The 13,757-nt window shown below is 43.0% G+C and carries 13 protein-coding genes; 6 read left to right on the forward strand and 7 right to left on the reverse strand.

Annotated features, from left to right (window positions below; translation table 11 throughout):
• Nucleotides 1-15 precede the first annotated feature (15 nt).
• The 4 genes from ARCPR_RS00005 to ARCPR_RS00020 all read left to right on the forward strand — a co-directional run bounded on the left by ARCPR_RS00005 (nucleotide 16) and on the right by ARCPR_RS00020 (nucleotide 6,097).
• The gene (locus ARCPR_RS00005; RefSeq protein WP_012939415.1) at nucleotides 16-1,251 is read left to right on the forward strand and encodes an ORC1-type DNA replication protein; all 1,236 of its coding nucleotides are present in this window, start codon (nucleotides 16-18) and stop codon (nucleotides 1,249-1,251) included.
• Complete coding sequence (locus tag ARCPR_RS00010; protein WP_012939416.1) at nucleotides 1,251-1,961, forward strand: fumarylacetoacetate hydrolase family protein; 711 nt, start codon at nucleotides 1,251-1,253, stop codon at nucleotides 1,959-1,961. Before ARCPR_RS00005 ends, ARCPR_RS00010 begins: the two co-directional genes overlap by 1 nt.
• A gap of 4 nt (nucleotides 1,962-1,965) precedes the next feature.
• Nucleotides 1,966-4,560 carry a valine--tRNA ligase gene (locus ARCPR_RS00015; protein ID WP_012939417.1) on the forward strand — a complete coding sequence of 865 codons (2,595 nt, stop codon included), beginning with the start codon at nucleotides 1,966-1,968 and terminating at the stop codon, nucleotides 4,558-4,560.
• Nucleotides 4,561-4,873: 313 nt separating this feature from the next.
• Complete coding sequence (locus tag ARCPR_RS00020; RefSeq protein WP_148208716.1) at nucleotides 4,874-6,097, forward strand: MBL fold metallo-hydrolase; 1,224 nt, start codon at nucleotides 4,874-4,876, stop codon at nucleotides 6,095-6,097.
• On the opposite strand, the gene ARCPR_RS00025 is transcribed toward ARCPR_RS00020, so the two are convergent.
• Genes ARCPR_RS00025 through ARCPR_RS00035 form a run of 3 tightly spaced genes read right to left on the reverse strand, consistent with a single transcriptional unit; the run spans nucleotide 6,094 to nucleotide 9,195 of the window.
• Complete coding sequence (locus ARCPR_RS00025) at nucleotides 6,094-7,524, reverse strand: pyruvate carboxylase subunit B (protein WP_012939419.1); 1,431 nt, start codon at nucleotides 7,522-7,524, stop codon at nucleotides 6,094-6,096. The two genes, ARCPR_RS00020 and ARCPR_RS00025, sit on opposite strands and share 4 nt — an antisense overlap.
• A gap of 31 nt (nucleotides 7,525-7,555) precedes the next feature.
• Nucleotides 7,556-8,086 (reverse strand): YfcE family phosphodiesterase, encoded by a 531-nt coding sequence (locus ARCPR_RS00030; protein ID WP_012939420.1) that lies wholly within the window; start codon nucleotides 8,084-8,086, stop codon nucleotides 7,556-7,558.
• Between the two features lie 2 nt (nucleotides 8,087-8,088).
• Nucleotides 8,089-9,195 carry a PhoH family protein gene (locus ARCPR_RS00035; protein ID WP_012939421.1) on the reverse strand — a complete coding sequence of 369 codons (1,107 nt, stop codon included), beginning with the start codon at nucleotides 9,193-9,195 and terminating at the stop codon, nucleotides 8,089-8,091.
• 82 nt (nucleotides 9,196-9,277) lie between these two features.
• Between ARCPR_RS00035 and ARCPR_RS09275 the strand changes: the two genes are divergently transcribed.
• Nucleotides 9,278-9,766 carry a hypothetical protein gene (locus ARCPR_RS09275; protein WP_012939422.1) on the forward strand — a complete coding sequence of 163 codons (489 nt, stop codon included), beginning with the start codon at nucleotides 9,278-9,280 and terminating at the stop codon, nucleotides 9,764-9,766.
• Here the strand turns inward: ARCPR_RS09275 and ARCPR_RS00045 are convergent, their stop codons facing one another.
• Nucleotides 9,767-10,378 carry a hypothetical protein gene (locus tag ARCPR_RS00045; protein WP_012939423.1) on the reverse strand — a complete coding sequence of 204 codons (612 nt, stop codon included), beginning with the start codon at nucleotides 10,376-10,378 and terminating at the stop codon, nucleotides 9,767-9,769. It abuts the gene before it with no gap.
• A 43-nt stretch (nucleotides 10,379-10,421) separates the two neighbouring features.
• Nucleotides 10,422-12,509 carry an anaerobic ribonucleoside-triphosphate reductase gene (nrdD, locus tag ARCPR_RS00050; protein WP_012939424.1) on the reverse strand — a complete coding sequence of 696 codons (2,088 nt, stop codon included), beginning with the start codon at nucleotides 12,507-12,509 and terminating at the stop codon, nucleotides 10,422-10,424.
• Nucleotides 12,510-12,740: 231 nt separating this feature from the next.
• On the opposite strand from nrdD, the gene ARCPR_RS00055 reads away from it, so the two are divergent.
• A complete protein-coding gene (locus ARCPR_RS00055) occupies nucleotides 12,741-13,280 on the forward strand; it encodes a cysteine hydrolase family protein (protein ID WP_012939425.1) in 540 nt (179 codons plus the stop codon).
• On the opposite strand, the gene ARCPR_RS09575 is transcribed toward ARCPR_RS00055, so the two are convergent.
• Together ARCPR_RS09575 and ARCPR_RS00060 are read right to left on the reverse strand one after the other, a co-directional pair.
• The gene (locus ARCPR_RS09575) at nucleotides 13,246-13,428 is read right to left on the reverse strand and encodes a hypothetical protein (RefSeq protein ID WP_012939426.1); all 183 of its coding nucleotides are present in this window, start codon (nucleotides 13,426-13,428) and stop codon (nucleotides 13,246-13,248) included. The genes ARCPR_RS00055 and ARCPR_RS09575 overlap by 35 nt on opposite strands.
• A complete protein-coding gene (locus ARCPR_RS00060) occupies nucleotides 13,425-13,751 on the reverse strand; it encodes a hypothetical protein (protein WP_012939427.1) in 327 nt (108 codons plus the stop codon). Before ARCPR_RS00060 ends, ARCPR_RS09575 begins: the two co-directional genes overlap by 4 nt.
• Nucleotides 13,752-13,757 lie beyond the last annotated feature (6 nt).

The raw sequence follows: 13,757 nt of genomic DNA on the forward strand, positions 1-13,757 counted from the left end.
TAGCAAGAAGATACCATGAACGTCTTCGAGAGGATACTCTCATCTAGCAGAATATTTAAAAATAGGGATGTTTTACGTCACACCTACACTCCCGACGAGTTACCGCACAGAGATGAGCAGATCAACGCCTTGGCAACGATATTAGCACCAGCTTTAAGATACGAAACTCCTTCAAACGTTTTGATATACGGTAAGACTGGTACTGGTAAAACTGCTACGGTCAAGTTCGTTGCAAGACAGCTTGAGGAGATGAGTTCCAAGCTTGGAGTAAGATGCTTCATACACTACATAAACTGCGAGTTGATCGATACTCAGTATAGGGTTTTCGCTTCGATAGCCAACGCTTTAGGTAGAAACATTCCCATGACGGGTTTACCTACGGATCACGTCTACGAAGAGATGAAGAAGGCGTTGGATTTGAGAAGACAGGTGGTTATAATTGTCTTGGATGAGATAGACAAGTTAGTTAAAAAGGGTGATGAAGCCCTCTACAACTTAACGAGGATAAACTCCGAATTGATCAATGCGAAGGTTAGTATAATAGGCATATCAAACGATTTGAAGTTCAAGAGCTTTTTAGACCCGCGTGTATTGAGTTCCTTAAGCGAGGAAGAGCTTGTATTTCCCCCTTACAACGCCGAACAGCTTAGAGATATTCTCGAGCAGAGAGCAAAACTTGCGTTTCACGATGGTGTTTTAGATGACGATGTTATTCCGTTCTGCTCGGCTTTAGCTGCACAGGAACACGGAGATGCCAGAAAGGCTTTAGATTTGCTTAGGGTTAGTGGTGAAATAGCCGAGAGAGAAGGTGCGGACAGGGTTACGAAGGAGCATGTGAAGAAAGCTGTTAAGAAGATTGAAAGCGATCAGATTGCAGAAACCGTAAGAACTTTGCCAACTCATAGCAAAGTTCTGCTATTCGGAATGATCGTTCTTACGGAATCTGGTTACAGGAAGTTTACGACTGGTGAAGTTTACACAGTTTACAGAAACCTCTGTAAGAAAATTGGCTTAGACGCGCTAACTCAAAGAAGAGTAAGTGATTTGATTTCCGAACTCGATATGCTCGGGATAATAAACTCCATCATAATATCAAAAGGTAGATATGGGAGGACAAGAGAGATAAGGCTTGAGATGCCTGTCGATGATTTGAAAGCTGTTCTGTTGGAGGATTACAGGCTTGAGGCCTTGTCATCTTATGAGAAGAATTTAAAGAGCCTTACCACCCTTGACACCTTCGGTGAAGCATGATGTTTGGCAGGATACTACATAGAGGTGAGGTCTACGAGGGTTACTTTGAAGTTGAGGGGGGTAGGGTCGTTATAGATGGTTACGAAATCGAAGATTATAGATTTCTCCCGCCCATAAAACCTACAAAGATAGTCTGCATAGGCTTGAACTACATGGATCATGCAGAGGAACTCAACATGGAAATTCCAGAAGAGCCTATAATTTTCTTAAAACCACCTTCAGCGGTGATAGGTCACGAAGATGTGATAGTCATGCCAAGGATTTCGAAGAGAGTTGATTATGAGGGGGAGATTGCCGTTGTTATTGGCAAAAGATGCAAGAACGTTAAAAAGGAGGACGCTATGGACTACGTCTTGGGATATACATGCTTTAATGACGTAACTGCTAGAGACTTGCAGAGCAAAGACGGGCAATGGACTAGAGCAAAGAGCTTCGATACTTTTGCACCTATAGGGCCATATGTAGTTACAGAGGTACCCGAGAAGCTTAAGATAGAGACGAGATTGAATGGTAAAGTCGTTCAGAAATCCGATACGTCAAATTTAATATTCGATATCCCCACGCTTATCGAGTTCATATCCAACATTATGACACTCGAAAGAGGAGATGTAATTGCGACCGGAACTCCCGCTGGTGTGGGAATGTTGAAGAGTGGTGATGTCGTTGAGGTTGAGGTTAACGGACTAACTTTGAGAAACTACGTGAGGTGAGATCGTGGAGAAGGAGTACAAGGCCAAAGAGGTTGAAGAAAAGTGGCTGAAGCTTTGGAAGGATGAAATGTATTACTTTGACTGGAACTCAAAGAAACCGCACTACATCATAGACACACCACCACCATACCCAACAGGCTCATTTCATCTTGGAAATGCTCTAAACTGGTGCTACATCGATTTCATAGCAAGGTACAGGAGGATGAAGGGTTATGAGGTGATGTTCCCACAGGGTTGGGATTGCCATGGATTGCCAACGGAAGTTAAGGTTGAGGAAATTCATGGAATAAGTAAGAATGACGTGCCGAGAGAGGAGTTCAGAAGGCTTTGCATGGAATTCACCATGAAGAACATCGAAAAGATGAGAGAAACGATGAGAAGGTTGGGTTTCAGCATAGACTGGAGCAAGGAGTACATAACGATGTACCCCGAATACTACACCAAGACACAGCTGTCCTTCGTCAAAATGTACAAGAAGGGTTTGATCTACAAGGATTACCATCCAGTAGTCTTCTGCCCGAGATGTCAAACTACCATAGCTTTAGCTGAAATAGAGTACAAGAAAGGTAAGACCAAGCTGAATTACATAAGGTTTGGAGACGATGTTATAATCGCAACCACACGACCAGAATTAATTCCTGCATGTGTTGCAGTTGCAGTTCATCCTGAGGACGATAGATACAAACATTTAGTCAGTAAGAAAGTTGAAGTTCCACTCTTTGGTTATGAAGTACCGATAATTGCCGATGAAGATGTTGACCCAGAATTTGGAACTGGAATCGTAATGATATGTACATTCGGTGATAAGCAGGATGTCAGGTGGTGGAAGAAGCATAAACTTCCCTTAAGGGCTGTTTTGAACAAGGACGGTCGGTTGAATGAGTTGGCTGGCAAGTACCAAGGTTTGACGACGAGAGAAGCAAGAGAAAAGATTTTGGAGGACTTGGCCAAAGAGGGGAGGTTGCTTAAGCAGGAGGAAATCGAACAGAATGTAGGTGTATGCTGGAGATGTAAGACTCCAGTTGAGATAATTGCCGAAGATCAGTGGTTTGTTAAGGTTGAAAAGGAGAAGATAATCGAGAATGCAAAAAGAATAAGGTGGGTTCCAGAGCACATGCTTCAGAGATTGATAGACTGGGTTGACTCGATGGAGTGGGACTGGGTTATAAGTAGGCAGAGAATTTTTGCGACTCCTATTCCAGTCTGGTATTGCAAGAATTGCGGTGAGATAATTGTTGCTGAGGAGGAGTGGTTGCCCGTCGATCCAACGAAGGATATGCCTAAGAAGCCGTGTCCAAAGTGCGGTAGCAACGAGTTTGAAGGTGAAACGGATGTTTTGGACACTTGGATGGATTCATCCATTACGCCTCTCGTAATCTGCGGATGGCCAGACTTAAAGGAGTATCCCACACACTTGAGACCTCAGGGGCACGACATAATCAGAACTTGGGCATTCTACACAATTCTGCGTTCTCTAGCCCTAGTTGATGAGATTCCTTGGCTTGAGATCGTCATAAACGGGATGGTGCTTGGAGAAGACGGTAGGAAGATGAGTAAGAGCTTAGGTAACGTCATATCGCCAGAAGAGATAATTGAGAAATACGGTGCCGACGCTTTGAGGCAGTGGGCTGCTACTGGTGTAATTGGAGAGGATGTGGCCTTCAGCTGGAAAGAGGTTAAATCCGCTTACAGATTTGAACAGAAGTTCTGGAGCATAATCAGATTTGTAACAATGCATTTGAAGGAAAAACCACCATACAAGCCAGAATTGCTGAGGGATGCCGATAGGTGGATTCTTTCGAAGTTGATGAAGCTCGTGAGGGAAGTCGACGAATCCATGAATGCTTACAGGTTTGACAAGGCTCTGAAAGCTATAAGAAGCTTCACTTGGTACGAGTTTGCTGATAACTATCTCGAGATAGTTAAGAACAGGCTCTACTCTGGAACTGAAGAAGAGAAAATCCCAGCCAGATTTACTCTCTACAAGGTCGCCAGTACTCTTATCAAGTTGCTGGCACCGATAACACCATTTTTAGCTGAGGAATGCTGGCACAGATTGCACGAGGCTATGGGCGAAAAAGTGGAGAGCGTCCATTTGCAGAGCTATCCTGAGGTTGAGGGAGATTTGATAGATGAAGAAGCGGAGAGAAAAGGAGAGCTTATCAAAGAAATAGTTGTGGCTGTGAGAAGGTTCAAGCACGACAAGGGTATGGCTTTGAATGCACCCCTAAAATCTGTGAAGATTTACGCATCCATGGAAATCGATACTAGAGACGTAGCTGGTGCTTTGAATGCAAGTGTAGAGCTTTTGAAAGAAATGCCCAACATAGAAGTCAGGGTTAAGAGGTTGAAGCCGAGGTTTGGAGTGATCGGACCGATGTTCAAAGAGAAGGCTAAGGATTTGGTCAAAGCCGTTGAAAACTTGAGTGATGAGGAAAAGCTGAAGCTGTTTGAAGGGAAAAGTGTAACTGTCAGCTTGGATGGAAGGGATGTGGAAGTTAGTCCAGAGTGGTTCGATGTTGAAATCGAGAAGATAGTCAGAGGGGAGAATGTAGAAGTTCTTGAAACGGAAAATGCGATTGTTCTCGTAGAGGTTTGATTTTTTATTTTTATTGCTCAATGTGTGGGAAAAACTTTAGCTGTCATATTGTATAAGCACATTGGAGATGATGAAGAGTGCGGGTTCTGAATCGTGATGAAGGACTGACGGGCTGATTATCTCAAAACGCTCGATGGTATCCTAAATGTTTCATCCTTTCTTGTCTTAAAAACGATGTATCGTAAGATTCGAGATCGTTCCACCTGTAAAAAGCTGATCTAATTTCAGAAGTAGCACGCTAAGTTTATCGCCAGCACAGCCATCCATACACCTGACGAAATTTATATATTCACACGTTGAGTAGTTCATGAGAATGACCGTGATACAGTTCCTGGGTGGATGTAGGGAAGTCGGAAGATCGGCAATATTAGTTGACAGTATAATGCTCGACTATGGATTAAAGCCTTCGGAACCACCAGAATTTCCACTTAACGGTATAGCTCCAAAATCTGTAATAATATCGCACGGTCACTTGGATCACGTTGGAGTTGCACCTAACCTCGTAGACTACGATCCTAAGATTTACATGACTCCTCCAACCCTCGATCTGTCGGATATAATTCTAAGGGATTCGATGAAACTTATGAGAAACCCACCCTACACACCGAGACAGTTTAGACAGTTCGAGAGCAACGTGATTGAAGTTGACTACGAAGAACCCATCTACATCGACGGATGGGAGGTTACACTCTTTAACGCTGGACACATACCCGGTAGCGCAAGCATACACATGAGCAAGGATGTGAACATTCTTTACACAGGTGACATAAAGCTTGAGGAAACGAGGCTGTTGGAGCCAGCTTACACAGACTTCCCTGAAACGGACATACTGATAGTTGAGAGCACATACTTCGGTGTGGAGCATCCGGACAGAAAGGAGTTGGAAAAGGCGTTTGTAGAATCAATCTTAGAAACTTTGGATAACAAGGGTCACGCCATAATACCCGCGTTTGCCGTTGGAAGAACTCAGGAGGTTTTGATGATTCTTGAGAGTTATGGAATTACACCTTACGTTGACGGAATGGGTAGAGACGTTTGCTCAATAATAGAGAGGTATCCCGATTACGTCAAGAGTGTTAGAGCCCTAAGAAGAGCTATAAAGAATGCCATCCCAGTTGAGAGGGGTATGAGGGAGAGAATTCTTGAAGAGCCGAGCGTGATAGTAACAACTGCGGGAATGCTCAACGGAGGTCCCGCTTTATTTTACATCTCAAGGCTATACAATGACGAGAAATCCAAGATTCTGCTTACGGGCTATCAAGTTGAGGGTACTAACGGTTACATGGCTTTGAATAACGGCATGATCGACTTGGGCAACAGAATTGTAAAGCTCAAGATGAAAGTTGAGCAGTACGACTTCTCAGCACACGCTGACGACAGACAGCTTAAAGAACTCGTTAGAAGGGTAGTTGATAGAGGAGCGGAGGTAGTGTTTACAGTTCACGGCGAAGATTGTGAGGGATTTGCAAATTGGATTAGGGAGGAGTTGGGTGTTGAAGCCCACGCACCGAAAAACGGAGACGTTTACGTAGTTTAGAGAGGTTTTACACTTATTTTCATCTTTTCTCCCTCTATCTCAACCTCAAACGTACCTTCGATTTTCCCACCGACCGGAATTGGTTCTTCTTTCGCTTCTCCCTTTAGGAACTTGAGACCCACCTGTGGGAATAAGGTGTATATTAAGACATCTTCATCGCTCGGATTTTCGAATCCCATCTCTATGAGTTCCTGTCTTCTCTTCTCAAACTCAGGCTCAAGTAAATCCGCTGGTCTACACTCTATCGGTTTTTCATCTCCCAAAATCTTTTTCCTAATCTCCTCCTTTATCGGTGTCGGTGTCTTACCGTACATACCCTTAACGAGGTCTTTCGTCTCCTTAGTAACTACTTTGTACCTCTCACCGGTTATGACGTTCAGAACCGCTTGAACACCAACTATTTGGCTCGTCGGTGTTACCAAAGGCACGTATCCCAAATCTTCTCTAACTTTCGGAACCTCCTTAAGGACTTCTGGAAGCTTGTCCAAGGCGTTGTACTCTTTGAGTTGCGCGATTAAGTTGGAAAACATTCCACCGGGTATCTGATATACCAAAACGTTAGTGTCTGGAATCGTCGAGCGCCAATCTATGTAGCCCTGATACTTCTCCCTGATCTTCATAAAGTACTCCCTAACCTCAAGCAAAACGTCGAGCTTAACACCGGTTTCATACCCAAGTTCTTCCAAAGCGTAGACCATCGATTCCGTCGGAGGGTGGGAAGTACCCAAGCTCAGAGGAGAAATGACCGTATCTATCATCTTAGCTCCAGCTTCAACAGCCTTAAGCAGAGCCATAGATGCCATTCCGCTCGTGTAATGGGAGTGAACGTCGATTGGTAAACCTACTTCCTTCTTGAGAGTTCTAACGAGGGTGTACGCCATCTTAGGTGATAAAAGACCAGCCATGTCCTTTATGCATATGGAATCCACTTCCAAAACCGCTAACTCGTTCGCAATTTCAACGTACTTCTCTATGGTGTGAACGGGACTGATCGTGTAGCATATAGTTCCTTGGACGTGAGCATCGCATTCCTTAGCAACCTTTATTGATGTTACGAGGTTCCTAACATCGTTTAAGGCGTCAAATATTCTAAATACGTCCATTCCGTATTCCGCAGTTTTACGAACGAACTTCTCAACTACATCATCGGGATAGTGTCTGTAGCCTACGAGATTCTGACCTCTCAAAAGCATCGATATTAAAGAATTCTTTATTCTTTTCCTGATTTCTTTGAGTCTCTCCCATGGGTTCTCGTTTAAGTAACGGATGCAGGAGTCAAACGTGGCACCACCCCAAACTTCGAAGCAGTATATCCCAGCTTCATCAAATGTTTCGAGAATCGGAAGCATGTCTCTCGTCCTCAATCTTGTAGCCATTAAAGATTGATGCGCATCTCTAAGAGTTAGATCGACAATCTTAACCTTCATTGAAGGGGAAATGAGAAGAAGGTATAAAAGCTTAAAGTTCGAACTTGAATCTCTTAAGACTGAGCTTATCCCTAATTTCGTACAGATCGACCGTAATTTCCCTACCTTCGACGTTCAAAACCATGAAGCTTGGAATTCCGCTACCTCCACCACCTCCCCAAGCTCCAGTGGCTGAACCCGGATTTAGGATTAAAACTTCTCCCTCGTAAACGTCTGGACTGTGAGTGTGTCCCGTTATAAGCACATCAACTCCCATCTCCAAGGCAATTTCGGTAAGCTGTCTTCTGTCTCCTCTTGGGTAAACACCGTGACCGTGATAGACACCAAACTTAAGGTTTCCAACTTCAAATGTCTCCTGCTTTGGAAGGGATAGGTAATCCATGTTGCCCCTAACCGCTACAACCTTACCGAACGATTTCAAGGTATTTAGAACACTCTCTCCCGTCAAATCGCCAGCATGAACTATGAGATCAACTCCTCTCTTTAAAAAAGCTGTAATTTCATCGGGAATCTTTAAAGCTCTCTCAGGAATGTGAGTGTCACTCAACACCAGTATCTTCATACCTACACCTCAACAGCCCTAACACCCACACCCATCAGCTTCCTTATAACCGCATCCAAGAACCTAACGTGCAAACCCCTCTGCCCTACGAATGCCCCTATCTCACCCTTAACTTCAACCGTCAAGTACTGCCCCACGAAGTCGACATCTCTTATGTGTTTCCAAATCCAAGAGACGGGATGAATCGATCTTATCAACTCCCTGAAATCTAAAGTAAGCTCAACACCTCTTATTCTTTTACCTACATCTTCCTCAATAGCCTTTATTCTCTCTCCCCCTCTCCCGACTAACCTTCCGTAGTGTCCCTGCTTGACTATTATTAGTGCATCTGGTGTATGCTCGGAAGTAATCTCAAACCTCTCCTTCTCTTCACAGAATTCTACAACTGTTATTACGTCCGCATCTGGGGAATGGACTTTTGCGGATTCAAAAATCTCCTTTTCCACCTCGCTAAGCTCCCTGCTCCTCATCCTGTACTCTATGAGTAACCTCAAGCCCCTCTTAGCTCCCTCCCTAACTATATCCTTTATACCTAAGTCGACTACCTTTGCATTTTCTTCTCCAGTGAGTATATCCCTGACCATACTGGCTGGATCCTGAGTCTCTTCCATCTTGAACGACTGAAATATAGGGTCACCAGCAACTATGAGCCTGCTGTTTCTTCCCATTCTTATCAGAATCTCTACTACACTCTCAGGTTTTAAGGTTTGTATCTCATCGAGGAAAACAACGGAATCGTCGAAAGTTCTTCCTTTGAGGTAGTGCGGATCGACGAACACTATTTTTCCATCCGAAATCAACCTCTCCACTTCACTCCAATCCACGAACTGACCTATAACATCAAGCACGTAAGCCTTCGCCAACTCTAAAAACTTCTCTCCATCTGCAAGAGTTAACTCTTCTCCCGTAACTACATCTATGACAGGTTTAACTACAATGAAACGCTTGTAATCACTTGAAACTGCATCTATTCCGTAAGCTAAGCTGAAGAGAGACTTTCCAGTTCCAGTAGGTCCAAATATTCCAATTATCTCGTAATCGGGATTTTTTAGAGCTTTAACAATCTCCTTCTGACCTCTTGTGAGTGGTGTGATTTTCTCCAGTAGCATGAAATATTATAGATAAGGATGGATTTAAATACGTTTCCAACTTCGTAAACTCTAAATACTTTGATGGACTAACAATAACTGTATGAATGAATCTCTACGCTTAAAGGAGCTGGCGAGACTTATAAGGGCTTTGGAAAATGCTGGCGTTTATAAATTTAGTATTGAGACCTTTGAAGATAGGTTAAAGCTACAGAAGATAGTTTATATTGCAAAACACTTCGGGATAGATTTAGGATACGAATTTAACGAATACATTAGAGGTCCGTACTCTCCAGATTTGGCTGACGATTACTATTCGCTCAATGAAAAATGGAGCGATCTTAGGTGTTTAGAAGAACCTTTAACTTGTGAAGAAGTAGAGAAGCTCATTGAATTCCTACGAGGTAAATCAACTGCAGAGCTTGAGGGTATAGCGACGGGATTGATGTTTTTGAAAATACTCAAGAGGAAAGGAATCTATGGGGAAAAGGACCTCAGGGAATTGCTTGTAGGTATAATCAAATCAAGAAAGCCGTTTTTATCAAATATAGCGGAACGGCTTGTAGATACGGTAATTGAAACCTTCAACTGATTAAAATAGTTCGGCTAAGTCTTTAATCCTTTTTAACTTCGGATTGCGTTTAATCTTTTTATTTTCAATAATATCAACACTCACGCATTCAATCATTCTATCTTCTATCGTTAAAAGAGCTTCTGCATCTTTATCACAAATAGCTTGTGCCAAAATCAAAGCATCATCTCCATCTAACATCTTACCGCCCCACCACTCGTTTTGATTGCTAAATTCATTTCTAACGATTTCCTCAGCTATTTTGAATATATTACATTCATCATTAAATCGATACGTTTGGTCATCGTATTTGCAAAAAGTATCTCTTTCGATTGGTAGAATATCTATGTTGTATCTGTTTAGAAATTCCAATAACCATTCTACATATTCTTTCTTTTTTTCGCTCTCCGCTATGAATCTTACAACTTCACCGAGTGCCAGCGTTGATATTGTCAACTTATACCTTGACTTGGCGATATTCAACTTACTTATGTTGCTCTCAAGGACTTCTAATTTATCTTTCTCCCTATTACCTCTACGTTTTTTACACAGACTTGGGCTTGTTTCAAATTTCATCAACTCGATCACAACACTCGCATCGAGGTATAATCTTCTCTTTGAATTCGAATCCAAAAACTATCACCTCAAAAAAATCTAATAAAATATAATTAAATAATTAAAATCTAACTCTCTTTCTGTCGAACAACTCTTGCACCTTACCGTCGTTCCAACCGCTCACCCTCTGATAGTAACCGGTAACACGGGAGTACCATTCCACATCGTTACTATTGCAGAACGGACAGTTCCTGTTAATACCACCACTCAACTTTCCACAACTCCTGCAGAACGTCATGTCCTTCGTGTAAGCCCAGTAGCCTATCAGAGTCTTTGTGGCAATCTTTTTGGTAAGCTCCCATAATAGTTCGGGGTTCGGTGAACTCTCTCCAATCCAAACGTGAGCCATCATACCTCCATTGCAGAGGGGATGGAACGAACCCTCTACCTTCAACCTCTCGAACAACGGCACGTCCGCACTAACCCTGACGTGGGAGCTGTTCGTGTAGTAAACAGCACCAGTTTTCACGTTACCCTGAACTATGGCTTTTCCGTTGAACTCCTTCAAGTCGAGCAAAGCCAATCTATGCGCACATGATTCGGCTGGTGTTTGCGTTATGACCCATCTCTGCCCAGTTTCGATGCTCCATTCCATCGCTATATCCATCATCCTCTTTATAACTTCCAAACCGAACTTCCATGCATCTCTGCTCTCGTGCAATTCCTGACCTATGTGTGCCTTCAGCATCTCGTTCAATCCGACGAAGCCTATAGACCTAACAACCTTATCAACCCTGTAGTAAGGCTCTCCATCAACATCCTGCGTTAGGAACGGTAAAGCTCCTTGCTTCATCCTCTTTATGATTATCTCCCTCTTTAGCTCTATAACCTCTCTTGCCAAGTTCATCCTCTGCTCGAGGATTTCAAACAATCTCTCGTCATCCCCATTCGCTTCGTAAGCTATCCTCGGCAAGTTTATGGTTACAACTTGCAAACTTCCCGTTCTCATGCAACCCTTCCGGAAGTCCTCCCAGTCCTGATTGTCCGGAGCTAAGACCAGTCTGCAACACTGAGCGAACACGTTATCTGGCAAGTATCCAGCCAATAGATTAAGGAAGTACGGCGATCCGAACTTAGCAACAACCTTATGAACGAGAATCATGAATTCATCGAATCCCTCTTTCTTGAAGCACTCCTTTCTCAACTTGTAGTTTGGCTTGGGGAAGAAGAAAGGCTTTCCGAGGTAGTCTCCCTCTAAGTATACCTCTGTCAAGGCTTTAGCAAACATTATTGCTTCCTCTTCGAAATCTCCGTATGTAACAGATTCCTTGACAACACCACCCGGTAAAACAGCTGGTAAGTCTTGGCAAATTTTAGGAACGCCGTATTCTATGTCTATATCGCTGAAAACGGTCTGACCTCCTCTTGCGACATACATCTGAGACATTTCGTAAACGAACATCTGAGCCAACTGCTTTATCTTCTCGTAGCTCAATCCCTGCATATATGGTGCGAGCCAGACGTTGAAGAAGTCCAGACCTTGCCCACCGGCGAAATTAGTCTGAGCAGCAGCTAAAGCCTTTGCTGCATGTAAAATTGCAACCTCTGGATGCTTTGCAGGTCCAGCTACAGCTGTGTTTTCACCAGTTCCATCAACCTTAAGCCCGTTCTTCAAGAACCATCTGAGATCGTGCTGGAAGCAGTACGGACGAGTAGCGAAGTATTCGAGGTCGTGAATGTGAATTTCACCACGCATGTGAGCATCGGCCAAATGCAGAGGTAGAACTTTGAGTAAAGCGTATTCCTTCATAACCCAATCTGCAACGAGCTTGTGAATTGTTTCTGGATTGTGCTGGAGGTTTGCGTTTTCCCTAACACCCTTCTCGATTATCTGGGTTACGTCGTAAACCGGTAAGCCTAAACGTGTGTAGTTAGCTCTCTCTTTCTCCAAACCCCTCTCCAAAAGCTTAACGTTTACGATTTCTCTAATGAGAGGTGCGGAGATGAAGTTCAGCTTCAATCTCTTAATGGTCTCTTCAACCTCTAGGGCAATCTCCTCAGCAGTCTTTCTATCCAATCCCGTCTCCTTAACGAGCGACTTAACTATCCTTTCTCTATCGAACTTCTCGATGGTGTTTCTAGATGTTCTAACCGTTAGGTATTCCTTATTATGGTCAAACATCTCAGTATCGACAGAAACTTCGTCCATAAGTTTGAATCGCTCGAACTCGTTTTAAGTTTTTCGCTGTTAATATATTTAAGCGTTGATATAACTTTTGGTAGATATTATGGAAGTTCGACAATTCAACGCCCTTTTAAACAATTCTGTTGATGTTCGATGGGATGATGAAACATCTCTCACCTGAGATGTGATGAAGGGCATACGGTGCTGACCAAGATGCTCAGCAAACTTAAGTATTCAAAAGTCGTGTAGAAACGTATGAAGGCTTTGATAGTTGTGGATATGCAGAAGGACTTCTGCTATCCGGAAGGAGCGTTGTATATCGGTGATCATGTGAGAAAGATAATTAGTACCACTAAGGAAGTTTTGGAAGTTGCAAGAGGTAAGATACCCATAGTATTCACTCAGGATTGGCACAGAAAGGACGATCCGGAATTTAACATATGGCCAAAGCACTGCATTCAGAATACGTGGGGTGCTGAAATCATAGACGAGCTGAACCCGTCGGAAGTAGATTACTTTGTCAAAAAGCGTAGATATTCCGCATTCTTCGGAACCGATTTGGATCTGCTACTCAGAGAACTCGGTGTGAACGAGTTGATAGTTTGCGGTGTCGTTACAAACATCTGCGTTTTGCACACCGTAGCTGATGCGGTTATGAGGGGTTACAAGGTAACTGTTCTTAAGGATTGTACGACCGCTTTAAATGAATACGATTACGAGTATGGAATCAAACACATGAAAGAAGTTCTAAGAGCAAAAATCACTTCATCCAAAGATTTGAAAACTTCTTTCTAGCCGTAAGGTACGTTAAAACACCTGCTATCAGTGATGCTAAGAGTGATAGGGTTACAGATTCCGTTAAGATGTAAGATACTAGAAACGTGAAAAATGCTATAGACAGCGCGAGTGTAGGAGGGTATATGCTCGCTACAACCTCCTTCATCTGTACATCATCCTTCTAATGTCATTTATACTTTCTTCGATATCTCTAAGACCTTTTGAGAGTTTAGTTTCTAATCTCTCCTCAATTTCCTTGTAGCCTATTGAAACCACTCTTTTCGCATTCTCAATCTCCTCTACAGTTCTTCTCATTATGTATAGGGTATTGAGCAAGAGCAGTCCAAGGGATAGTGTAAGTAGAAATGCGCATAAAATAATGTATGGATCCACTTCACCGTGTACAACTGAAAACCACCTCCAAGTTAGCAGAACCGACGATATTACCATTATCGCACTTAAAATTGCGCCTATAAGGTTTTGATACATGTATCG

It is taken from the genome of Archaeoglobus profundus DSM 5631 (genome assembly GCF_000025285.1).
In the GTDB taxonomy this organism is placed as follows: domain Archaea; phylum Halobacteriota; class Archaeoglobi; order Archaeoglobales; family Archaeoglobaceae; genus Archaeoglobus_B; species Archaeoglobus_B profundus.

What these genes read in the sequence shown, in the direction of transcription:
- ARCPR_RS09575 (WP_012939426.1), bottom strand. Translation starts at nt 13,428, where the DNA reads ATGAAGGAGGTTGTAGCGAGCATATACCCTCCTACACTCGCGCTGTCT.
- ARCPR_RS00055 (WP_012939425.1), top strand. Translation starts at nt 12,741, where the DNA reads ATGAAGGCTTTGATAGTTGTGGATATGCAGAAGGACTTCTGCTATCCG.
- ARCPR_RS00025 (WP_012939419.1), bottom strand. Translation starts at nt 7,524, where the DNA reads ATGAAGGTTAAGATTGTCGATCTAACTCTTAGAGATGCGCATCAATCT.
- ARCPR_RS00030 (WP_012939420.1), bottom strand. Translation starts at nt 8,086, where the DNA reads ATGAAGATACTGGTGTTGAGTGACACTCACATTCCTGAGAGAGCTTTA.
- ARCPR_RS00035 (WP_012939421.1), bottom strand. Translation starts at nt 9,195, where the DNA reads ATGCTACTGGAGAAAATCACACCACTCACAAGAGGTCAGAAGGAGATT.
- ARCPR_RS00020 (WP_148208716.1), top strand. Translation starts at nt 4,874, where the DNA reads ATGACCGTGATACAGTTCCTGGGTGGATGTAGGGAAGTCGGAAGATCG.
- ARCPR_RS00060 (WP_012939427.1), bottom strand. Translation starts at nt 13,751, where the DNA reads ATGTATCAAAACCTTATAGGCGCAATTTTAAGTGCGATAATGGTAATA.
- ARCPR_RS00010 (WP_012939416.1), top strand. Translation starts at nt 1,251, where the DNA reads ATGTTTGGCAGGATACTACATAGAGGTGAGGTCTACGAGGGTTACTTT.
- ARCPR_RS09275 (WP_012939422.1), top strand. Translation starts at nt 9,278, where the DNA reads ATGAATGAATCTCTACGCTTAAAGGAGCTGGCGAGACTTATAAGGGCT.
- ARCPR_RS00005 (WP_012939415.1), top strand. Translation starts at nt 16, where the DNA reads ATGAACGTCTTCGAGAGGATACTCTCATCTAGCAGAATATTTAAAAAT.
- nrdD (WP_012939424.1), bottom strand. Translation starts at nt 12,509, where the DNA reads ATGGACGAAGTTTCTGTCGATACTGAGATGTTTGACCATAATAAGGAA.